The sequence below is a fragment of the Affinirhizobium helianthi genome (assembly GCF_042680945.1).
Taxonomy (GTDB): Bacteria; Pseudomonadota; Alphaproteobacteria; order Rhizobiales; family Rhizobiaceae; genus Neorhizobium; species Neorhizobium helianthi.
This window is the reverse complement of the sequence record NZ_JBHUEQ010000003.1, coordinates 68,059-89,074: the sequence shown is the minus strand read 5'-3', so window position 1 is coordinate 89,074 and position 21,016 is coordinate 68,059. Positions and strand designations below refer to the sequence as shown.

Annotated in this window: 19 protein-coding genes and 1 tRNA gene; 8 read left to right on the top strand and 12 right to left on the bottom strand. The window is 56.5% G+C overall.

Features of this window, described 5'->3' with window-relative positions; translation table 11 throughout:
* Window positions 1-4: 4 nt before the first annotated feature.
* Complete coding sequence (gene ilvA / locus ACFSE1_RS01015; protein ID WP_377395254.1) at window positions 5-1,255, bottom strand: threonine ammonia-lyase; 1,251 nt, start codon at window positions 1,253-1,255, stop codon at window positions 5-7.
* A 247-nt stretch (window positions 1,256-1,502) separates the two neighbouring features.
* On the opposite strand from ilvA, the gene ACFSE1_RS01010 reads away from it, so the two are divergent.
* Window positions 1,503-2,480: a helix-turn-helix transcriptional regulator gene (locus tag ACFSE1_RS01010; RefSeq protein ID WP_377395251.1), complete on the top strand. Its 978-nt coding sequence runs from the start codon at window positions 1,503-1,505 to the stop codon at window positions 2,478-2,480.
* Between the two features lie 25 nt (window positions 2,481-2,505).
* On the opposite strand, the gene ACFSE1_RS01005 is transcribed toward ACFSE1_RS01010, so the two are convergent.
* Window positions 2,506-2,590, bottom strand: a tRNA-Leu gene (locus ACFSE1_RS01005).
* A 167-nt stretch (window positions 2,591-2,757) separates the two neighbouring features.
* Here ACFSE1_RS01005 and ACFSE1_RS01000 point away from each other — a divergent pair.
* Window positions 2,758-3,012, top strand: coding sequence for a hypothetical protein (locus tag ACFSE1_RS01000; protein WP_377395248.1), 255 nt, complete (start codon window positions 2,758-2,760; stop codon window positions 3,010-3,012).
* Between the two features lie 57 nt (window positions 3,013-3,069).
* Window positions 3,070-3,513 (top strand): response regulator, encoded by a 444-nt coding sequence (locus ACFSE1_RS00995; RefSeq protein ID WP_377395246.1) that lies wholly within the window; start codon window positions 3,070-3,072, stop codon window positions 3,511-3,513.
* Between the two features lie 39 nt (window positions 3,514-3,552).
* Here ACFSE1_RS00995 and wrbA read toward each other — a convergent pair whose 3' ends face one another.
* Window positions 3,553-4,152 (bottom strand): NAD(P)H:quinone oxidoreductase, encoded by a 600-nt coding sequence (gene wrbA, locus ACFSE1_RS00990; protein ID WP_377395243.1) that lies wholly within the window; start codon window positions 4,150-4,152, stop codon window positions 3,553-3,555.
* A 227-nt stretch (window positions 4,153-4,379) separates the two neighbouring features.
* Between wrbA and ACFSE1_RS00985 the strand changes: the two genes are divergently transcribed.
* The 4 genes from ACFSE1_RS00985 (at window position 4,380) to ACFSE1_RS00970 (ending at window position 7,118) form a co-directional block, all read left to right on the top strand.
* Window positions 4,380-5,150, top strand: coding sequence for a competence/damage-inducible protein A (locus ACFSE1_RS00985; protein WP_377395240.1), 771 nt, complete (start codon window positions 4,380-4,382; stop codon window positions 5,148-5,150).
* Between the two features lie 96 nt (window positions 5,151-5,246).
* On the top strand, window positions 5,247-6,089 hold the full coding sequence (locus tag ACFSE1_RS00980; protein WP_377395237.1) for a universal stress protein: 843 nt from the start codon (window positions 5,247-5,249) through the stop codon (window positions 6,087-6,089).
* Window positions 6,090-6,234: 145 nt separating this feature from the next.
* On the top strand, window positions 6,235-6,732 hold the full coding sequence (gpt, locus tag ACFSE1_RS00975) for a xanthine phosphoribosyltransferase (RefSeq protein WP_377395234.1): 498 nt from the start codon (window positions 6,235-6,237) through the stop codon (window positions 6,730-6,732).
* Between the two features lie 167 nt (window positions 6,733-6,899).
* Window positions 6,900-7,118, top strand: a complete 219-nt coding sequence (locus ACFSE1_RS00970) for a hypothetical protein (protein ID WP_377395231.1) — start codon at window positions 6,900-6,902, stop codon at window positions 7,116-7,118.
* A gap of 257 nt (window positions 7,119-7,375) precedes the next feature.
* On the opposite strand, the gene dnaE is transcribed toward ACFSE1_RS00970, so the two are convergent.
* Window positions 7,376-10,870, bottom strand: a complete 3,495-nt coding sequence (dnaE, locus tag ACFSE1_RS00965; RefSeq protein WP_377395228.1) for a DNA polymerase III subunit alpha — start codon at window positions 10,868-10,870, stop codon at window positions 7,376-7,378.
* 348 nt (window positions 10,871-11,218) lie between these two features.
* On the opposite strand from dnaE, the gene ACFSE1_RS00960 reads away from it, so the two are divergent.
* On the top strand, window positions 11,219-12,013 hold the full coding sequence (locus tag ACFSE1_RS00960) for a class I SAM-dependent methyltransferase (RefSeq protein WP_377395225.1): 795 nt from the start codon (window positions 11,219-11,221) through the stop codon (window positions 12,011-12,013).
* Window positions 12,014-12,249: 236 nt separating this feature from the next.
* Here ACFSE1_RS00960 and ACFSE1_RS00955 read toward each other — a convergent pair whose 3' ends face one another.
* The 8 genes from ACFSE1_RS00955 to nuoN form a co-directional block, all read right to left on the bottom strand.
* Window positions 12,250-12,933 (bottom strand): ABC transporter ATP-binding protein, encoded by a 684-nt coding sequence (locus ACFSE1_RS00955; protein WP_377395222.1) that lies wholly within the window; start codon window positions 12,931-12,933, stop codon window positions 12,250-12,252.
* 15 nt (window positions 12,934-12,948) lie between these two features.
* On the bottom strand, window positions 12,949-14,256 hold the full coding sequence (locus tag ACFSE1_RS00950; RefSeq protein ID WP_377395219.1) for a lipoprotein-releasing ABC transporter permease subunit: 1,308 nt from the start codon (window positions 14,254-14,256) through the stop codon (window positions 12,949-12,951).
* A gap of 46 nt (window positions 14,257-14,302) precedes the next feature.
* On the bottom strand, window positions 14,303-15,625 hold the full coding sequence (gene proS / locus ACFSE1_RS00945; RefSeq protein WP_377395216.1) for a proline--tRNA ligase: 1,323 nt from the start codon (window positions 15,623-15,625) through the stop codon (window positions 14,303-14,305).
* A gap of 671 nt (window positions 15,626-16,296) precedes the next feature.
* On the bottom strand, window positions 16,297-16,575 hold the full coding sequence (locus ACFSE1_RS00940) for a DUF1467 family protein (protein ID WP_377395213.1): 279 nt from the start codon (window positions 16,573-16,575) through the stop codon (window positions 16,297-16,299).
* A 102-nt stretch (window positions 16,576-16,677) separates the two neighbouring features.
* Window positions 16,678-17,082, bottom strand: a complete 405-nt coding sequence (mce, locus tag ACFSE1_RS00935; RefSeq protein WP_377395210.1) for a methylmalonyl-CoA epimerase — start codon at window positions 17,080-17,082, stop codon at window positions 16,678-16,680.
* A gap of 34 nt (window positions 17,083-17,116) precedes the next feature.
* On the bottom strand, window positions 17,117-18,787 hold the full coding sequence (locus ACFSE1_RS00930) for a ribonuclease J (RefSeq protein ID WP_377395207.1): 1,671 nt from the start codon (window positions 18,785-18,787) through the stop codon (window positions 17,117-17,119).
* A gap of 16 nt (window positions 18,788-18,803) precedes the next feature.
* On the bottom strand, window positions 18,804-19,565 hold the full coding sequence (locus ACFSE1_RS00925; RefSeq protein WP_377395204.1) for a biotin--[acetyl-CoA-carboxylase] ligase: 762 nt from the start codon (window positions 19,563-19,565) through the stop codon (window positions 18,804-18,806).
* Window positions 19,565-21,007: an NADH-quinone oxidoreductase subunit NuoN gene (gene nuoN / locus ACFSE1_RS00920; RefSeq protein ID WP_377395201.1), complete on the bottom strand. Its 1,443-nt coding sequence runs from the start codon at window positions 21,005-21,007 to the stop codon at window positions 19,565-19,567. The genes ACFSE1_RS00925 and nuoN overlap by 1 nt, the downstream gene beginning before the upstream one ends.
* Window positions 21,008-21,016: the final 9 nt, after the last annotated feature.

The following is a 21,016-nucleotide window of genomic DNA, read 5'->3' as shown; positions in this document are numbered from 1 at the left end:
TTGGTTAGATGATTAGGTTCGCCAGGATTTCATTGTCGGTAATGTCTTCGAAGCCAAGACCCGCGGCATCGAACCGTTCAATCAGTCCCGCAAAATTGGCAGAGTCCGTTGTCTCGATACCGATGAGAATGGAGCCGAAGTTACGTGCCGATTTCTTCAGGTATTCGAACCGTGCGATGTCATCCTGCGGGCCAAGAAGGTTCAGGAAATCTCGCAAGGCACCGGGGCGCTGCGGAAGGCGCAGGATGAAGTACTTCTTCAGGCCTGCATAACGCATGGCCCGCTCTTTCACATCCGGCAGTCGCTCGAAGTCGAAGTTGCCGCCCGATACGACAGCCACGACATTGCGACCTCTGATGCTCTCGGAAGGCATGGTCGCCAGGGCAGCCAGCGAAAGGGCGCCGGCAGGTTCCAGAACGACCCCCTCGATATTCAGCATCTCCGTGATCGTTACGCAGATGGCGTTTTCAGCAATCGTCATAACCTGATCGGCCGGGAAGCGCTTCAGGACTTCAAAATTCAGATCGCCAATCCGCGCCACAGCGGCACCATCGACAAAATTATCTACCTTGGACAGCGTGACCGGGTGCCCGGCAAGCAAGCTCTGTTTCAGGCTCGGCGCACCAGAGGGCTCAACAAACCTGAAGCCATCATCGACAATGCGATTCTGGAAATAGCTGCTGATGCCCGAAGACAGGCCTCCTCCGCCGACCGGCATGACAATCAGGTCAGGAAGCACGCCCTCCGGCATCTGCTGCTCGATTTCGGCAGCAACCGTTGCCTGACCTTCGATGATATCCGGGTGATCGAAGGGGGGAACCATGGCTCCACCAATCTCTTCGACAAATGCACGAGCCTCGGCATAGCACTGATCGAATATATCGCCCACCAAGCGGATGGAAATGAACTCACCACCAAACATGCGGGTCTTTTCAATCTTCTGCTGCGGCGTGGTGACGGGCATGAAGACAACGCCTTTGACCTGGAAGTGGCGGCAGACAAAGGCAAAACCCTGCGCGTGATTGCCCGCCGATGCGCAAACAAATGTTTTTTCACTATCGCCCGCGGCAATAGCCTTACGAAAAAAATTGAACGCACCGCGAATTTTATAGGATCTGACGGGAGAGAGATCCTCCCGCTTGAGGAAAATGTTTGCCCCAAACTTCCGGCTGAGGTGCTCGTTAAGCTGGAGAGGCGTCTCAGGAAAAATCTGGCGCAGTGCCTCCATAGCCTCAATCACTGCCTGCGCTGCCATCGCTATCTACCCATAAATGTTCAACTTAAACCCGCTATGCCACAGGTGGCGCGGAGAGAGAACCCCCAGACCATTACAGCTTGGATGACGTTGCGGCAAACAAGCGTCATCCTCGGCAGAGAACAATCTGATCAAGCTTTACTTAAAAATGGATAGCTTTTGATACCCCCCTCAGTTGAGGGGGGCTTGTTGCTACACCTCGGTTTTATGAGACATAATCACTAACCGTTTTAATGGAACAATACGCATGGAAGACGCAAAATCTGCCCTTAGATTATTCAATCAAGCTAACATAGCGATAGCACGAGCCAAGGATGTAGAGGGAGCAGTTGCGGAGCTTTCGCGCATTTACCAGATTTCACATATTAGTTACTTGCTGGCACATAGCCTTATTGACCAGGTGGACGCTCCGTTTTTGCGCTCAACCTACCCGGCAACATGGATTGCTCGCTACATCACGCGCAATTATGCCAAGATTGATCCCGTGATTGTGCAAGGCTTCCGGCGAACAGAGGCGTTCCACTGGGATGAACTGGCCTTCACACCAGCAAGCATGGAATTCATGGCAGATGCCTATGCCCACGGCGTGGGGCTTTCTGGTTATTCTATTCCCGTTCATGATCGCGCCGGTCGCCGCGCCATGCTGGTCTTTAACAGCTTCGAGACCGAAACATGGCGAGCGACCGTGGCAGCGCACAGCCAGTATTGGGCAGAACTGGCAGCGGCGCTGCATCGAAAAGCGCTGGTGGAAATGTATGGCGAATCTGATCCGGTCCCGGCTCTCACCCCCAGGGAGATCGAAACCCTGCACTGGGCTGCACTCGGCAAGGATCACAAGGCCATTGCTCAGGAGCTGGCAATTTCAGAACATACGGTGCGGGACTATATGAAGTCAGCGCGGCAGAAACTCGGTTGCGCGAATATTCCTGAGGCAATTGCGAAGAGCATACAGTTGCGGGTGATTGCGCCGCATCGCGGCTTCGGTCGCGGCGAGGCGCCGATGCCGCTTGGCACGGTGAAATCTGCGCCGGTACGCGAGTTCGACGACTGCACGCGCCTCATGGCAAAATGCCTGGAGCTTCGGCACGACGCCAAGAAAACCCGCGACGAGCGCATCTGCTTCCTCCTTGACAGCCTGGTCGAAGCACTGGCGGAACGCGCAAACATAAAGGCGATTGAGGATCTCGCAGCGGTCTTTTCGACATCCGAGCGACGTGTTCGGTGAGCTCTGGGTGAGGTCATATGCGGTTTGGTGCGGACGGCGGGGATCGAACCCGCACAGATTGCTCCGAGAGATTTTAAGTCTCTTGCGTCTACCAGTTTCGCCACGTCCGCATTCTGTGCTTTAATCAGCGGGTTCCGTCAAAAATGCAAGACCGGCGGGAGCAAATTCGGTTCCGTAGATACGGTCTTTGGACATTTTCCCACTCTTCCCATAAGAGGATCTGCGTCCCATATCCGTCTCAGAGCGCCCATTTACAGCGTCAAGAGAGGATCTCATCATGAAGATAGCAAGCCTATTGCTGCTTTCGGCAGCCTTGATCACCGGCTGCACAACCACGGAACTGGAACCGATCCCCGGCAGCATCACCTATCAGGGTCAACCTCGGACAAAGCTCACCAAAGCGCCCGTTGGCAGTACCTTCTCCCATGATTTTTATCAGGGATCGCGGGTGGTGGAAGAGACCTATCAGATCCAGCCAGACCGCAGCCTGAAAATCGTTCGCCGCGAATATCGCACCATTTTTCCAGATTAAATGATCCGATAGCCGCAGAGCCTGCTGCTCTCCCTTGCCGGATGCCGCCGCAACGCTATGTCGTGGACACCACAGAGGTTTCCTGCATTGAAGTACCGATTTCTCATCGTTGAAGACAGTCTTCTCATCGCCATGGATCTGGAGGAAGCAATCGCCCGATCCGGCCATGAGGTCATCGGGATTGCGCCAGACGTGAAGGTTGCGCTGAACTATGCCAAGGAGGCGGATATCGCCTTCGTCGATGTTCGGCTGGCCGATGGCGAGACCGGACCGGAACTGGCCCGGCATCTGGTGGAACGCGGCCTGCTCGTCATCTTCGTCACCGGCAATCCTATGCTGGTCGAAGGACGCGATGCGGGCGCACTTGGGGTGATTGCAAAACCGCTGACCCATCAAGCGGCGGCAGATGTCATTCAATTCGCAGTGGATTGGCGAAACGGTCGTCAGCGAAACCCGCCTGCCCGGCTGAAGCTTTTCCGCCCGCCTTCACCGGTTGCCTGAGAGGGGCGCGATTTTCGCGCGCCCCGGACCTGGCTGGTGTCAACCCGCCAGCTTGGCAGCAATTTTTGCAACATGCGCGCCCTGGTAACGTGCGCCTTCCAGTTCTACCTGCGAAGGCTGACGCGAGCCGTCGCCATCGGTAATGGTGGACGCGCCGTAAGGTGAGCCACCCTTGACTTCCTCAACGCCCATCTGACCCGCGAATGCATAGGGAAGGCCTGCAACGACCATGCCATGGTGCAGGAAGGTCGGAATGAACGAGAGAATGGTCGATTCCTGCCCGCCGTGTTGTGTCGCCGTGGATGTGAACACCGAGCCAACCTTGCCCACCAGCTTGCCCTGGAACCAAAGCCCGCCTGTCTGATCCCAGAAATTGCGCATCTGCGAAGCAACGGTTCCAAAACGCGTGCCCGCACCAACGATGATCGCATCGTATTCAACGAGATCGTCAACCTTTGCCACGGCAGCCGGCTGATCCAGCTTGTAATGCGAAGCCTTTGCCACCTCTTCCGGCACCAGCTCTGGCACGCGCATCACCGTTACATCGGCGCCTGCGGACTTCGCGCCCTCTGCCACTGCATAAGCCATGGTTTCAATATGTCCGTAGGTCGAGTGATAGAGAACGAGAACCTTTGTCATGCAATTCCTCCTTGAGGGGTTAGCGTCGTGGTCTGAAACGTAGAATGAGCCGTATACTTATGCAGCTATATACAACCTTCCAGTGCCTTTATGTGTCACGCAGTGTTCAACGTTATGATAAAAAAATATATTGCCTGCATCCCAAAGCCATCTTTGCCATGACGGCCCTTCTGAAGCTGAACGAGTCAGCTTAAACCAAGTGAGCATTCCCACCTGACGAGGTATCCATGACATCGAAGATCGTAACGGCCGCCATGCTGGCGATTGGTGACGAGCTGCTCTCGGGTCGCACCAAGGACAAGAATATCGGCCATCTGGCCGACGTGCTGCTTTTGTCAGGTATCGATCTGAAAGAAGTTCGCATCGTCTCGGATGAGGAAGACGCCATCGTCGAGGCGCTGAACGCTTTGCGCAGCCGCTACACCTACGTCTTCACCTCTGGCGGCATTGGGCCGACGCATGACGACATTACGGCAGATGCCGTCTCCAAGGCCTTCGGTCTCCCCTGCGAGCACGATGCGGAGGCCATGCGCATTCTGGGCGAAATGTACAAGCGCCGTGAGATGGAGTTTACCGAAGCGCGCCAGCGCATGGCGCGCATGCCACGCGGGGCGCGACATATTGCCAATCCGGTTTCTACTGCGCCGGGCTTCATTGTCGAGAATGTTTTTGTCATGGCGGGCGTGCCACAGGTCTTCCAGGCGATGGTGGATAACATTCTACCCGAACTTCAAACCGGCGCACGAATGCTGACACGTTCGCTCCCCTGCGGTTATGGCGAAGGAGATATCGGAACCCTGCTGGCAGCCATCCAGAAAACGCATCCCGAAACGAGCATAGGCTCCTACCCCAAATATGACGGCAAGCGCTTCTCCACGGAGCTGGTTGTGCGCGCACGCGAACAGGATAAGCTCGATGCGGCAGCAGACGCCATTCTCGACATGATCCGTCAGCTTGATTATGCACGCGCGCAGGGCAATTCCGGGCCGGAAGCCTGAGATATCGACACTGCTTGACCCAGCTCAAGGTGCGGCCCATGTCTTATAGGAAGGTGGAGCGTAATACTTCACCATGCTAAAGAAGGAGATGCCTCCATGGGTTACCGCACGATTTTGGCCGTATTGGATACGGAGCGCAATGTAGGTCCCGTTGCAGATCTTGCCATCGGACTTGCGCAACAGTTCTCCAGCCACATCATTGGCATTCGGGCAGAAACCCTGGCAACGGTTCCGCTGATTGCCCCCATGGAAATTCCGGATCCGGCCGCTATCGAAGCTTTGCAGAAGGTGGCGCAGGAAGAAACCCGCGCGATCGAGACCGCTTTTCGCCAGAAGCTGGACGCCTCGGGTATTGCCTACGAATGGCGTGCATTCGTCTCGCCTGCCGGAACCAGCGCAGAAAGCGTGCTGGAGACGGCAAGAACCTGCGATTTGATTGTGGCACGGCAAAACGACGCGAAGCACGAGGCAGATAACAGCGCTGATATAGAGACTTTTATTCTCGAAAGCGGAAGGCCGGTTCTCCTCCTTCCCTTCGCCCTCTCCCGCATCGCACCCGTTCGACGCGCGCTCATTGCCTGGAATGGCTCGCGGGAAGCTGCCCGCGCAGCCTTCGATGCACTGCCGTTTTTGAAGCATGCGGAGAGCGTCGAGATCTTTTCGGTCGATCCGCCGGACATGCCCCGCCAAAATCCGGAATTTGCAGGCGCCGATCTGGCAGCAGCGCTATCGCGCCACGGCGTCAAGGTCAGCCTTCACACCGAATCCAACTGCCCGACACCAATCGCAGAAGCCATCGAGAACCGCTTGAGCAACGAAAGTGTCGATCTGCTGGTCATGGGCGGATATGGCCACTCCCGCTGGTGGGAAATGCTGTTTGGTGGCGTAACACGCTCGCTTCTGGAATCGATGACAGCCATGACCTTGATGTCGCGATAATCCACGCTCCATCCGTCTTGCCTAATTGTAGGATTTGCCGCTAATAGCAACGGCCAACGGTGCAGCATCTATTGCGCACCGCGGGCTGCCCGGCTGAACGACGGTGCGCCTTTTGTAACAACGCGCCTTCGGAGCACTTTCATTCATGTCTCTTCCAGAAAAAGCCTTTCCCGTTTCATGGGACCAGTTCCATCGTGATGCCCGCGCCCTCGCCTGGCGGCTCGCCGGGATGAACCAGGAATTTCGCGCTATCGTCTGCATCACGCGCGGCGGGCTCGTTCCGGCTGCCATCATCTCGCGTGAACTGAATATCCGCCTGATCGATACCGTCTGCGTCGCCTCCTATCATGACTATGTCAACCAGGGGGAAATGAACCTGCTGAAAGGCATCGATCAGAGCCTGATGGTGGATGGCGGCAAGGGTGTTCTGGTGGTGGACGACCTCACGGATACCGGCAAGACCGCTTCTGAAGTGCGCAGCATGATGCCGAATGCCCATTTCGCCTGCGTTTATGCAAAGCCCAAGGGCGTGCCGACCGTCGATACCTTTGTCACCGAAGTCAGCCAGGACACCTGGATCTACTTCCCCTGGGATATGGGCTTCACCTATCAGGAGCCAATCGCCAAGGGCCACAAGGGCTAAACTTAGCTATATCGAAACAGAACATCAGGATAGAGTTTCAGAACCGCCTGATGTTCTATGGCTCTCAAGCATTTAAACACTACCGATAAATGCAACCCCATACCGAAGAATGCGGTTTCGCAATTTGAAGTCGACGTTTTATTTTTCCTTAGTAATCCCAGGAACGCGTGGCTCAGGGCGACCTGAGCGCCGAACTGCAAGACCTGCGTCCAGGCTTCGAGAAATTGCGCACTGACTTCAATCGCATGCTTCAGGCTGTCGCTGCCACCATTACCAAGATCAAGGAAGCCGGCGGAAACGTGGAAGGCGGTGCCGGAGACCTTTCCAATAAAGCGGAGCAGTTGGCCGGCGCACGACTACTGGCAGGCAAAGACGCAGTTTCGTAGATGCCGTTGAGAAGGACGAATCGACTCAGTCGCTCCAGGCTCAGGTCTCCCTGCCTGTCATAGATGAAACTGGAGCCGCAATTGGCGAAATCACCATCGGCATCAACGCCCAGGCGCTGTAAACTCACATATCTTCCCAGTAAAAGCATTGAGACACAGGTCCCGGGGAGCCGCTGTCACACGCAACCCCGGGACCGCTGTTTCCGGCTCTGCCGCGAAATGGCTGAGACCGCATCATTTGGACGTCGTCACTGCTGTTAGACGACGAGCTCAACATCGATAACGCCGGGGGCCGACTTCAGTGCCGCGGCCACTTCGGGCGATATGCGATACCTTTCCGTCAATTCCACTTCGATCTCACGCTTGCCGTCATCCTTCACGACGATAAAGGAGACAAGACCGTCACCCCGTGCATTCAGATGCTTCACCACCGTCTTCAGCGGCCCGGAATCGCGGACATAGACACGGAGCGCCTTCTGCATCTGGACTGACATCTCTTCGAGCGATTGCACAGTCTGAATCCGAAGCCCGATACCTTCCGGTCTCTCATCCGCCTGAACCGTGATCACGAGCGATTTTCCTGGCTCCAGAAGGTCTCGATACTGGTTGAGCGCTTCCGAAAAGAGCACCGCTTCAAACTGGCCCGTTGCATCCGAAAAAGTGACAATGCCCATCTTGTTGCCAGTGCGGGTTTTCCGCTCCTGGCGCGAGGTCACGGTTCCGGCCAGGCGGCCCGCACTCGCTCCGGCTTTCACCGCTGCGGAGAATTCGGCGAAATTCTGCACCCGCATTTTGGCCAGCACCTGCGCATAGGTATCGAGTGGATGGGCTGACAGATAGAAGCCCAACACCTGATATTCGCGCATCAGCTTTTCAGAAGCCGTCCAGGGGTCGAAATTCGGCAGAACGAGCTTTTCCGGACCCGCCGCCGAGGAGGAGCCAAACATGTCGCTCTGGCCGCTGGTCTTGCCTTCTGCGGCACGCTGCGCATAGCCGATAATGCGGTCTAGCCCTGCTACCAACTCCGCCCGGTCCTTGCCAAAGCAATCGAAGGCTCCGGCGAAGATCAGGCTTTCCAGCACGCGCCGGTTCACCTGCTTCGGATCGATGCGGAGGCAAAAATCCTCCAGGCTGGCGAATGGCTTATCTCCCCGCACAGCGACAATGTGCTCCACAGCCGCTTCGCCGACGCCTTTGATGGCAGCAAGCGAATAGAAGATGCAGTTTTCTCCCGTTTCGAACATACGAAACGAGGTCTGGATCGAGGGCGGTACGACCTTGATGCCCAGGCGAGACGCATCCTGTCGGAAATCGTTCAGCTTTTCCGTATTGGCCATATCGTAGGTCATGGAGGCGGCCAGAAACTCGACCGGATAATGCGCCTTCATATAGGCCGTCTGATAGGAGACGATGGCATAGGCAGCGGCGTGCGACTTGTTGAAGCCGTAATTGGCGAACTTTGCCAGAAGATCGAAAATCAGGTCGGCCTGCGGCTTGGACACTTCGTTCTTAACGGCGCCATCCACAAAACGGGCACGCTGTTTATCCATCTCCTCCTTGATCTTCTTACCCATGGCGCGGCGCAGAAGGTCGGCTTCACCGAGCGAATAGCCGGAGAGCACCTGAGCAATCTGCATGACCTGCTCCTGGTAAACGATAACGCCCTGCGTCTCCTTCAGCAGATAATCGATTTTAGGATGAATGGATTCGATCTCTTCTTCGCCGTGCTTTCGGGCGTTGTAGACCGGAATGTTTTCCATCGGGCCCGGACGATAAAGAGCCACGAGCGCGATAATGTCCTCGATGCAGTCCGGTCGCATGCCAAGAAGCGCCTTGCGCATGCCAACACTTTCCACCTGGAACACCCCGATGGTTTCCCCGCGTGACAGCATCTCATAGGTCTTCTTGTCATCCAGCGGGATCTTGGCCAGATCCACATGGATGTTGCGCTTGGCCACAAAATCCACCGCCGTCTTCAGCACGGTCAGCGTCTTCAGGCCCAGGAAGTCGAACTTCACGAGCCCAGCCTGTTCAACCCACTTCATGTTGAACTGCGTAACCGGCATATCGGAACGCGGGTCTCGATACATGGGAACGAGCTTGGACAGCGGACGGTCGCCGATCACAATACCGGCGGCATGGGTTGAGGCGTGGCGGTAAAGCCCTTCGATTTTCTGCGCGATATCGAGAAGGCGCGCCACAACGGGCTCCTTCTCCGCCTCTTCCTGCAAGCGCGGTTCTTCTTCAATTGCCTTGGAAAGCGGGGTGGGATTGGCCGGATTGTTCGGCACAAGCTTACAGATCTTATCCACCTGCCCATAGGGCATTTCCAGCACGCGCCCCACGTCACGAAGCGCGGCGCGCGCCTGCAGCGAACCGAAGGTAATGATCTGCGCCACCTGCTCGCGACCATATTTCTGCTGCACGTAGCGGATTACCTCTTCGCGGCGATCCTGGCAAAAGTCGATATCAAAGTCGGGCATCGAGACGCGCTCAGGATTGAGGAAGCGCTCGAACAGCAGAGAGAAGCGAAGCGGATCGACATCCGTAATCGTAAGTGCATAGGCAACGAGCGAGCCAGCACCGGAACCTCGCCCCGGCCCGACTGGAATGTCCTGGTTCTTTGCCCATTTGATGAAGTCCGAAACGATCAGGAAGTATCCCGGAAACTTCATTCTCTCGATAACTGACAGCTCAAAATCGAGCCGCTCGCGATAATCCTGCTCCGTATAGCCAGCCGCCATGCCCAATTCTGCCAGCCGGCTCTCCAGCCCCTCGACAGACTGGCGGCGCAGCTCGGCCGCCTCAGCCCGCTCCGCCTCTTCCGCATCGTCGGTTGCACCTGTGAAGCGAGGAAGGATGGGTTTGCGCGTCTTCAGGATGAAGGAGCACCGATGCGCAATCTCAACGGTGTTCTCCAGAGCTTCCGGCAAGTCGGCAAAGAGGGCTGCCATCTCGGCACGGCTTTTCAGGCAATGATCCGGAGTGAGGCGAAAGCGCGTATCGTCTGACACGATAGCGTTATGCGCGACGGCCATCAGCGCATCATGAGCGTCATATTCGTTCTTGGATGGAAAAAAGGCCTCGTTGGTGGCGACCAGCGGAATATCGTTGTCATAGGCCAGTTCAACCAGCTTGCGTTCATGCCGCTTGTCGTAATTGGTATGGCGCTGCAGCTCAATGTAAAGCCGATCACCAAAGACTGCCTTCAAACGTAGCAGGCGCGCCTGTGCCTGACTGGCATGCCCATCCTTCAACAAGGGATCGATCGGCCCGGAGCTGAAGCCTGTCAGGGCGATGATACCCTCGGCTCCCTCTTCCTCCAGCCAGGACATCCGGATGTGGGTGGCCTGACTGCCCTCGCCGCCCAGATAGGCGCGACTGACGAGATCGACAAGGCGTTCATAGCCCGTCGCATTGGCGGCCAGCAGCACCAGCGATGGCAATTTGGCGAGGCCGTTGCGCTTCTCGTCTCCCTGATCTTCCATATCTATGGAAACCTGGCAGCCGATGATGGGCTGAATGCCCTCATCCATGGCCTTCTGCGAGAACTCAAGCGCAACGAAGAGATTGTTCGTATCGGTAATGGCGATGGCCGGCTGGCCATCGGCGGAGGCCTTGCTCAAGATCTTCTTGAGAGGCAAAGCCCCCTCCAGCAGGGAATAGGCCGAGTGAACCCGAAGATGAACAAATTTCGGCGTTCCTTCTGCCGAAACTTCCGCACCTGCAGTCAATGCAATTGTATCCGCCATTCCACTCGCCGTTTCATGTTCCTGAATCGGCTGATTGTCGGCTCTCTATCCGCCAGAGTCCAGAAGGAGCTTGGAGCATCAACCGAAAAGGATGGCTTCCTCACATGGAGAGCACAATGACGCAGAGGCTTGCGAGAAATGTCATGATGGATGCAAAAGCTGCAACATCCCGGATCAAGTCAGTCATAACGCTCTCCTTTTCCGTTATGTTTCCACTATGTTCCGCTAACGTTCTCATGTCAACACAAAGAACGAAAGAGGAACACATGAGATTAATGGAATATGAAAAAGCCAGTTGTGAGCACCCTTCCGGACTCTGTATGCTGATCGGCAATGGGGGTGCGAAACATGAAGCAGAGCATGGAGAGCCTGGTCTCAGAACATTGGGATCGCAATGCAGAACAATGGGCGCGGGATGTTCGTGCTGGCTTTGACACCTACCGCGATCACTTCACACTGCCCGCATTTCTCGCCATCTTGCCCGACCTGACTGGGCTCACTGTCATCGATTTTGGCTGTGGCGAAGGTACGAATACCAGGTTGCTCGCGCGGCAAGGCGCTCTGATGACGGGTATAGATCTATCCGAGCGGATGCTTGCTTTGGCCACTGCACAGGAAGAGGCGCAACCTCTCGGCATCACCTATCGACGAACATCCTTTAGCCATTGCCCGGATATTGCCACTGGAAATTTCGATGCTGTGATCTCCACCATGGCACTGATGGATGGACCGGATTTCGCGGGGGCGATGCGCGAGGCTCACCGGATCCTGAAGCCCGGCGGCTTTCTCGCCTTCAGCATTCTTCATCCCTGTTTCATCAGCGCGGGACTGCGCTGGATCACGAATCCGTCCGGAGAGACGGTTGGGCTTGGGGTTGCCCATTACTTCCGAAGGGAAAGTTTTGTCGAGGAATGGAAGTTTGGCGATAATCCTGACAAGGCCAATGCAGAGCCTTTCGCCGTGCCGCGCTTTCCACGCACACTCAGCGACATTCTCAATGCCGTCAGCGATGCGGGCTTCATCATCAAAAAGATCGACGAACCAATGCCCACCGAAGACGCCTGTAAGCACTTTCCGCGCTTCCGACGCTGGCGAGACCTGGCTGCATTTTTGTTGATTGTGCGGGCGGAAAAGCCCGCCTGATCCCCGAGGGTCACAATCCAATCAAACGGGCCTTGCAGCCCAACCCATCGGGCAACAACCCAGCCTGATCGCGTTTGCTCCTAAAACGTATCGCATCTAGCAGAAACACGACAACGTTCTTACTCTCTGTTTTTACGCATTTTCGGACGAAACAACCGCTACGCACTTGTCCCGGAAAGGCTCCACAGCTAGCGCACGCACAGTAAGAGTGCGCGAGCGGCCTTGCGCCACATGCCTCAGAATTCCTTTATCTTTCCACCTTCGATCGTCACGCGGCGGTCCATTCTCCCGGCCAGTTCGTGATTATGCGTGGCGATCAGCGCTGCAAGCCCGGACTGACGCACCAAGGCTTCCAGAGCATCGAAAACATAGGATGCCGTTTCCGGATCAAGGTTTCCCGTCGGTTCATCCGCAAGCAAAACCAGCGGAGCGTTTGCCACAGCACGGGCAATTGCCACGCGCTGCTGCTCGCCGCCAGACAGTTCCGCCGGACGATGATCTGCACGGTGACCGATACGCATGTAGTCGAGAAGTTGGGCGGCGCGCTCGCGTGCCTCCTTCTTTGGCAGGCCCGCAATCAACTGCGGCATCATGATGTTTTCCAGCGCCGTGAATTCCGGCAGCAGATGGTGGAACTGATAAACAAAGCCGATATCGCCGCGGCGTATTGCGGTGCGGCGGTCATCCGGCAAGCCACCGCAGGCTTCGCCGTTAATATAGATCTCGCCGCCATCTGGATGTTCCAGCAGCCCTGCCAGATGCAGAAGGGTGGATTTGCCCGTGCCGGACGGAGCCACCAGAGCGACAATTTCGCCCGCGCGCAATTCGAAATCGGCTGCCTTGAGAATGGAAAGGACGGTTTCCGCCTGCCCGTAATGCCGATCGACGCCTGCGAGCTTCAATACTGTTTTGCGTGCCATGACCCGATGCCGATCCTATTCGTAACGAAGTGCCTGAACCGGGTCGAGCCGTGAAGCTCTCCAGGCGGGAAAGATGGTCGCAAGGAAGGAGAGAACAAGCGCCATGATGACCACAGAGGTGGTTTCGCTGAGGCTCATTTCCGCCGGTAGCTGGCTGAGGAAATAGAGTTCGGGATCGAAGAGAACCGTTCCGGAGACCCAGGAGAAGAACTGCCGGATGGACTCGATATTCAAACATACGACCACGCCCAGCAACACGCCCGCAAACGTGCCGACGATACCAATCGCCGCCCCTGTCATGAAGAAGATGCGCATAATCGCACCCGAGCTTGCCCCCATGGTCCGCAGGATTGCGATGTCGCTTCCCTTGTCCTTCACAAGCATGATCAAGCCGGAAATGATGTTCAGCGCCGCCACCAGAACGATCAGCGTCAGGATCATGAACATCACGTTGCGCTCCACCTGCAGCGCGGAAAAGAAGGTCTGGTTGCGCTGCCGCCAATCGGTCAGGAAGATCTGACGGCCTGCCGCCTCTTCGATGAGCGGCCGCATTTCATCCACCTTGTCAGCATCCTTGAGGTAGATTTCAATGGATTGCACCAGGCCATCCGCGTTGAAATAGGCCTGGGCTTCCGCCAGCGGCATGTAGATCATGGATGCATCATATTCCGACATGCCGATCTCGAACACGCCGGAGACGCGGTAGGACTTCACCCTTGGGGTGACACCCATCGGGGTCACGTCGCCTTCGGGCGAAACGAGCGTGATTTGATCGCCCGCGCCAATCCCGAGTGAAGCGGCCAGGCGAGAACCCACCAGCACACCGTCACCGGTTGCAAACCCAGTCAAATCGCCGGAACGGATGTTCGAGGAAACCTCCTGCAGCTTCTCCAGATCCTCGGTACGAATACCCCGCACCAGCGCACCAGAACCTGCGCCCTGCTTGCCGGAGGCCAGTGTCTGACCCTCTACAAGCGGCAGGGCCATGGTGACACCTGGAACAGCGGAGAACCTCTTTGCAAGCTGGGCATAATCCGTCAGCGGCTGATCGACCGGCTGAACGATGACATGGCCGTTAATGCCAAGAATGCGAGAGATTAGCTCGGTACGGAACCCGTTCATCACCGCCATGACGATGATGAGAGTTGCCACACCGAGCATGATACCGACAAAGGAAAAGCCGGCGATCACAGAGATGAACGTTTCCTTGCGGCGCGAACGCAGGTAGCGCCAGGCTACCATGCGCTCGAAGGAAGAAAAGGCTCCGGCGGAAGGAATGACTTCCTGCTTTTGAACCGCCGTTTCCGATGCGCCCTTGCCCATATCTTCTCCTGTGACTGCCCAAATGCGGCGCGGACCGACTGTGGCTTCAGGCGGTCAAACGATTAAGTGCGGCTTCAACCGTCATGGTTTCACGCGCACCGGTCTTGCGATCCTTCACCTCAACCTCGCCGGTTGCGGCAGAACGCGGGCCGACAATCAGCTGTACGGGAACGCCGATCAGATCGGCTGTCGCAAACTTCGTACCGGCACGATCATCCGTATCGTCGTAAAGAACATCCTGACCTGCATTGGTGAGGCCGGTATAGAGGCTCTCGCAAACGCGGTCGCACGCATCATCGCCTGCCTTCATGGTGATGATCATTGAATCGAATGGCGCAACCGAGGCTGGCCAGATGATTCCATTCTCGTCATGCGAGGCTTCGATGATGGCGGGAACAAGGCGAGTCGGACCGATACCGTAGGAACCCATGTGGACAAGATGTTCCTTTCCATCCGGTCCCTGCACTTTCGCGCCCATTGGCTCTGCGTATTTCGTGCCGAAATAGAAAATATGCCCGACCTCGATGCCGCGCGCGGAAAGACGCTCGCCCTCAGGGATGGCGTTGAAAGCAGCCTCGTCATGCATTTCAGAGGTTGCCGCGTAAGCGGAGGTCCACTTGTCGAACACGGCCTGCAATCCGGCAACATCGTCGAAATCGGTATTTTCGCCCGGGATCTCGAACTCGATGAAGCTCTTATGCGAATAAACTTCCGATTCGCCCGTATCGGCCAGAATGATGAACTCGTGGCTGTGATTGCCACCAATCGGGCCGGTATCCGCACGCATCGGTATCGCGCGCACACCAAGCCGCGAGAAGGTGCGAAGGTATGCCACGAACATCTTGTTGTAAGAATGGATCGCATCTTCGCGCGTCAGGTCGAAGGAATAGGCATCCTTCATCAGGAACTCGCGCGAGCGCATCGTGCCGAAGCGAGGACGGATCTCGTCACGGAACTTCAGCTGGATGTGATAAAGATTGAGCGGCAGGTTCTTGTAGGACTTCACGTAGGAACGGAAAATATCCGTGATCATTTCCTCGTTGGTCGGCCCGTACAGCATGGGGCGGTCCTGACGGTCCTTGATGCGCAGCATTTCCTTGCCATAGGCATCGTAGCGCCCGCTTTCCTGCCAAAGCTCCGCGGATTGCAGCGTCGGCATCAGCAGCTCGATGGCACCAGCCCGGTTCTGCTCTTCCCGAATAATCGCATTCACCTTGTCCAGAACACGCTTGCCGAGCGGCAGCCATGAATAGATGCCCTGGCTCTGCTGGCGGATCATGCCCGCACGCAGCATCAGGCGGTGAGAAACGATCTCCGCTTCCTTGGGGTTTTCCTTCAGAATTGGCATGAAGTAGCGGGACAGACGCATTGCGTTTTCCGTGTTTTCGGCTGCTCGCCCTCGGGCAAGAATCAGCATCTTGATGAGCGTAATTTGGTGATGGCTACATAGCCTTTAAGACAGGATATGGGAACCCGGCAGCTTTGGGAAACAAGCCGTCCATCACAGAAGTTGGCGTTGATTTGCGGTCAGTGACAGTGGCAATTGTGCCAATAGTATGACAATTAAACAGTCCTTCCGATTTCCTCAAAAAAATCGATCGAGTGTGTCAAAACTGCCAAAATGGCTAGTGACAAAGGCTAAAGGTTGAGCTAGGTTCGGCTCATAAAAGAGGCAGGGAGTTCAAATTTCTGCCAATCGCGGTCAAGTCTTGGGAGGATCAGATCTTAGGCGCGCTCGTTCGCAGCCCCGGTAACGGTTGAAGATCACGCGATACTTTAAACAAGGCTTCACAGCCTTGTTTTTTTTTGGCTTTCACACCGCCCGCAAGCTTTGAAGCATTTATCTGAGAAAAGTGCGTAGCGGTTTTCTCAGATAAACGCGCAAAAACAAAGGGGTCAGAGCGTTGTTCCGTTTCCGTTAGATACGAAAACGCTCTAAGCCGGATGTTCGGCAGCACTTCCCGCCTCTAAATCCACTTCGCCTGCACGGTTGACAAGAGCTCTTTGCCCCACCTTCATGAGCAAAAAATGGCAAGCGTTTCAGGTTCTTCCAAAATCCGGCACGATGCGCGGCAGCGAATTCATACTAAACCCGAAATAGGTCGAGGACACATACCACGCCGCATAAATCAGCGCGGAAAAAATGCTCGTCAGAAGTACGACCCTGCCGCCCCGGAACTTTGCTGGAGCACTTTCTACAGTACCCAGAACGACATCTTTTTCATCTGCCTGCGTGCGCAGCCCTATGGGCAGGACGATGAATAGAACCGTCCACCAGATGATGAAATAGACAGCAAAAGCTGACAAGATCTGGGTCATATAGCTCTTCTACCCCTTCCATGTGCTGGGATTATAACGCAGCGAAACACATCAGAATACGCCTCAGGGTGCGGCATATCGGCATCGCCGATTGTGCGATCCTCAAACCTGCTCAAGCTCGATCAGCGTTCCCTGAAAATCCTTGGGGTGCAGAAAGAGAACCGGCTTGCCATGCGCACCGATCTTCGGCTGCCCGTCCCCCAGCACACGCGCTCCGTCTTGCCGAAGCTGATCCCGCGCCTTCAGAATATCTTCCACCTCGTAGCAAATATGATGCATGCCGCCGGAAGGATTCTTTGCCAGAAAGGAAGCAATTGGAGAGTCGGCCCCAAGCGGTTCCAGAAGCTCCACCTTGGTATTCTCCAGCTCGACGAAAACAACCGTGACGCCGTGCTCCGGCAGGGCTTGCGCCTGGGAAACCCGCGCACCGAGCGTATCGCGGTAAATGGCTGCCGCAGCTGCCAGATCGGGAACCGCAATGGCAATATGATTGACACGTCCCAGCATAAGCCCTCCCCGGCCTTCAGCCATCCAATCCGACTCAGGCGAACCTGTTTACGAAGACCGTGACGACAGGTTTCTTGCCCCAGGCATTGTTCGCAGCGGCACGAACCGCACGGCGAACCGCCTCACGCAGCATATCAAGATCCTTGCGGCGCGCCCTTGGTATGCTTTCGATCGCGCTTAACACGGCGTCATAGAGGGTGTCTTCCATGTCCTCGCCCTCATCGTCATATTCCGGCAGGCCAAAGGGCACGATCTCGGGATCATCCTGAAAATCATAGCGAGCATCCAGAACGACACTCACCGCGACGTGACCGACATAGGCAAGCTTCCGGCGATCGGAAATGCCCATCTCCTCCTGATCGCCAATCAGCTTGCCATCCTTGAAGATGCGGCCATGCGGCGCATCGTCCACGACTTCGGCTGGCCCCGGCGCCAAACGCAGCACATTCCCGTTGCGGACACGCGGCACATTCGTGATGCCAGCGCTCAGCGCCAATTCGCGTTGCGCCGTCAAATGAGCCGCCTCACCGTGCACGGGCACAAGCACCTGTGGCCGGATCCATTCATACATCTTGAGCAGCTCATTGCGCCGAGGATGACCGGATACATGCACCAAAGCCTGACCGTCGGTGACAATCTTGACGCCCTGCTCGATCAGGCCATTCATGATTTCCAGAATGGCCTTCTCATTGCCCGGAATGGTACGGGACGAAAAGACGACGGTATCGCCAGAAGTGAGCGCTACATTACGCATCTCGTCACGCGCAAGCTTGGCAAGCGCGGCACGTGGCTCTCCCTGACTACCGGTCAGGATAATGACGACCTTGTCACGCGGGATGTAGCCATATTCCTCTTCGGCGATGAAGGGCTTGATGTCATCCATGATCCCAATATCACGGGCAACATTGACAACGCGCTTGAGAGAGGAACCCAGCAGCAGCACATCCCGACCCGCAGCCTCGGCGGCGAGCGCGATGGAGCGAATGCGGCCCACATTTGACGAGAAGGTCGTGATCGCAACGCGTCCCTCAGCCTCCTCGATGACCTTTCTCAGCCCCTCGGAAACCTCTTCTTCCGAGGGAGAGACGCCTTCACGCATGGCATTGGTCGAGTCGCACATCAAGGCCAGAACGCCTTCATCGCCAATGGCGCGGAAGCGGTTCTCGTCCGTTAACGGACCAAGCGAGGGCTCTGCATCGATCTTCCAATCGCCGGTATGCACCACATTTCCGAGCGGTGTGCGGATCACCAGCGACATCGGTTCCGGAATGGAGTGGTTGACGGCTACCGCCTCAATTTCGAACGGCCCGACGGTGATACGGTCTCCCGCCTTGAAAATCGTGACAGGGATCTCGGCCCGCGTCCCCTCGTAATCACGCTTGGCCTCCAACATCCCAGCCGTGAAGGGCGAGGCATAGACCGGCACGTTCAGGCCAGGCCACAGGTCGTTCAGTGCACCGTAATGATCTTCATGGGCATGGGTAATGATAATACCCTTGAGACGATCGCGCTGTTTGGCGAGGAAGCTGATATCCGGCAGGATGAGATCGACGCCGGGAAGCTCCGGCCCGGCAAAGGTCACGCCGCAATCCACCATGATCCATTGACGCTTTTCCGCCGGGCCATAGCCGTAGAGAGCGAGATTCATACCGATCTCGCCCACGCCGCCCAACGGCAAGAACACCAATTCGTCCTGCTTCACCATTACTCGCTCAATCCGATTAAAGTAAAAAAACGTCGCCCGCAGCGATCAGCTGCTGACGGCCTTCTGCTTCCAGTATCAGAAGTCCCTGATCATCGATACCGACAAACCGCCCATCCAGCGAACGATCCGGGAGATTTACCCGGATCAATCCACCAATACCGCATGCCGCCTCCCGCCAAAGACGCGTCACCTCGGCAACACCGCGTCCGTGATCCCACAGCTTGAGCGCCCAGGCCATCTCCCGATAGAGACAGGCAAACAGCTCATCCGCTCCCTGCGATACACCCTGTTCGGAGAGTGACGTTACGCCGTAAGGCGCATCTTCAGGACGATAACGGATATTGATGCCGATCCCGGCCACGACGGCACGCTGGCCGCTGGCCAGCATTTCCGCCTCCAGCAAAATGCCACAGGCCTTTTTGCGACCAATGAGCACATCATTGGGCCACTTGATCTCGAGGGCTTCGGCAGTTGACGGAAGCACAGACTTGAGTGTCGCATGAACGGCAACGGAGACTGCCAGAGGCAAGGAGGAGAGCAAGGCTGCGTCAGAAGGGTCGAGCAACAAGAGGCTCGCATAAAGATTACCACCTTCGGAGGCCCAATGACGGCCACGACGCCCACGACCGGCGGTTTGCCGTTCAGCGGTGATCCAGAGCATTCCCGGATCGCCTTCTCGTGCTGCCCGCAAGCATTCGCTATTGGTGGATGTCACCTCGCCCAAAGCGAGGTGACGAAACGCGTCGAGGGAGTATTCGCCCCCTCCATTGGTCCCCATCAAAAGAAGGACCTTGCGGCGGCCGTGGCAGCATTTCCAACCGGACCGCCAAACAGCACATAGGCCGTGACGAAGAGGCCGGACAGACCGAAGACAAGCCGAAGCTGGCCAGTGCTGCGGGCAAACTCACTCACCGGCGCATCGAACCACATAACCTTCACCAGACGAAGGTAGTAATATGCGCCGACGACAGACGAAAGAACGCCAATCACAGCCAATGCATAGAGCTGGGCTTCAATTGCCGCGACGAATACGAAGTACTTGGCGAAGAAGCCAGCCAAGGGCGGAATACCTGCCAGAGAGAACATCAGAGCCGTGAGCACGACAGCCATGAACGGATTGGTCGAGGAAAGCCCGGCCAGATCGTCAATGTTCTCAAGCACTGTATCGTCCTTGCTGCGCATCGACATGATGCAGGCGAAGGTTCCAAGCGTCATCACCATGTAGATCAGCATATAGAGTGCAACGCCCGAAACACCCGTTTCAGAGCCAGAGGCAAGACCGACCAGCGCATAACCCATGTGACCGATGGAGGAATAGGCCATCAGGCGCTTGATATTCTTCTGGCCGATAGCCGCGAAAGAGCCGAGCAGCATCGACGCAATGGAAATGAAGACGACCACCTGCTGCCAATCGGAGAAGACCGGCATGAATGCCTCGGAGACGACGCGCACGAAGACGGCCATGGCGGCAACCTTCGGGCCTGCTGCAAAAAAGGCCGTGACGGGTGTGGGGGCGCCTTCGTACACATCCGGCGTCCACATGTGGAACGGAACCGCGGAGATCTTGAACGCCAGGCCGGCGAGGATAAAGACAAGGCCAAAGACAACGCCGAGCGAACGCGTTTCCGCAGTCAGCACAGCAGCAATGTTATCGAGGCCCGTATTGCCGGTGAAGCCGTAAACCAGCGACATGCCGTACAACAACATGCCGGAGGAAAGCGCACCGAGAACGAAATATTTCAGGCCCGCCTCAGTGGAACGGAGGCTGTCGCGGTTGAATGCTGCGACAACATAGAGCGCCAGCGACATCAGTTCGAGGCCCAGATACACCGCCAACAGGTCGTTAGCGGAAATCAGCAGCATCATGCCGAGCGTCGCCAGTGTCACCAGCACAGGAAATTCGAACTGGTCGAGCTTGTTGCTCTTGGCATGGCTCATCGACATGATCAACGCCGTCAGCGACCCGATCAGGGCAATCACCTTCATGAAGCGAGCAAAGGAGTCGAGCACGAAGGCCCCCCCCCAGGCTTCGCCCTCAACCGGGCTAAACACGAGCCAGAGAGTCGCTGCTGCCATCAAGACAACGGCAAGACCCGTAACGAGCGACGACGCACCCGACCGCGAGTAGACACCAATCATCAGCAACACCAAGGCACCGATCGCAAGGATCAGTTCCGGCGTCGAGATCTGCAGGCTCGCAAGGAGAAGTTCAGCAGTCATGTCTAATCG

Excerpts from the sequence above, each read along its gene's own strand:
- ilvA (WP_377395254.1), bottom strand. The coding sequence starts at position 1,255 with ATGGCAGCGCAGGCAGTGATTGAGGCTATGGAGGCACTGCGCCAGATT.
- ACFSE1_RS01010 (WP_377395251.1), top strand. The coding sequence starts at position 1,503 with ATGGAAGACGCAAAATCTGCCCTTAGATTATTCAATCAAGCTAACATA.
- ACFSE1_RS01000 (WP_377395248.1), top strand. The coding sequence starts at position 2,758 with ATGAAGATAGCAAGCCTATTGCTGCTTTCGGCAGCCTTGATCACCGGC.
- ACFSE1_RS00995 (WP_377395246.1), top strand. The coding sequence starts at position 3,070 with ATGTCGTGGACACCACAGAGGTTTCCTGCATTGAAGTACCGATTTCTC.
- wrbA (WP_377395243.1), bottom strand. The coding sequence starts at position 4,152 with ATGACAAAGGTTCTCGTTCTCTATCACTCGACCTACGGACATATTGAA.
- ACFSE1_RS00985 (WP_377395240.1), top strand. The coding sequence starts at position 4,380 with ATGACATCGAAGATCGTAACGGCCGCCATGCTGGCGATTGGTGACGAG.
- ACFSE1_RS00980 (WP_377395237.1), top strand. The coding sequence starts at position 5,247 with ATGGGTTACCGCACGATTTTGGCCGTATTGGATACGGAGCGCAATGTA.
- gpt (WP_377395234.1), top strand. The coding sequence starts at position 6,235 with ATGTCTCTTCCAGAAAAAGCCTTTCCCGTTTCATGGGACCAGTTCCAT.
- dnaE (WP_377395228.1), bottom strand. The coding sequence starts at position 10,870 with ATGGCGGATACAATTGCATTGACTGCAGGTGCGGAAGTTTCGGCAGAA.
- ACFSE1_RS00960 (WP_377395225.1), top strand. The coding sequence starts at position 11,219 with ATGAAGCAGAGCATGGAGAGCCTGGTCTCAGAACATTGGGATCGCAAT.
- ACFSE1_RS00955 (WP_377395222.1), bottom strand. The coding sequence starts at position 12,933 with ATGGCACGCAAAACAGTATTGAAGCTCGCAGGCGTCGATCGGCATTAC.
- ACFSE1_RS00950 (WP_377395219.1), bottom strand. The coding sequence starts at position 14,256 with ATGGGCAAGGGCGCATCGGAAACGGCGGTTCAAAAGCAGGAAGTCATT.
- proS (WP_377395216.1), bottom strand. The coding sequence starts at position 15,625 with ATGCGTCTGTCCCGCTACTTCATGCCAATTCTGAAGGAAAACCCCAAG.
- ACFSE1_RS00940 (WP_377395213.1), bottom strand. The coding sequence starts at position 16,575 with ATGACCCAGATCTTGTCAGCTTTTGCTGTCTATTTCATCATCTGGTGG.
- mce (WP_377395210.1), bottom strand. The coding sequence starts at position 17,082 with ATGCTGGGACGTGTCAATCATATTGCCATTGCGGTTCCCGATCTGGCA.
- ACFSE1_RS00930 (WP_377395207.1), bottom strand. The coding sequence starts at position 18,787 with ATGGTGAAGCAGGACGAATTGGTGTTCTTGCCGTTGGGCGGCGTGGGC.
- ACFSE1_RS00925 (WP_377395204.1), bottom strand. The coding sequence starts at position 19,565 with ATGGGGACCAATGGAGGGGGCGAATACTCCCTCGACGCGTTTCGTCAC.
- nuoN (WP_377395201.1), bottom strand. The coding sequence starts at position 21,007 with ATGACTGCTGAACTTCTCCTTGCGAGCCTGCAGATCTCGACGCCGGAA.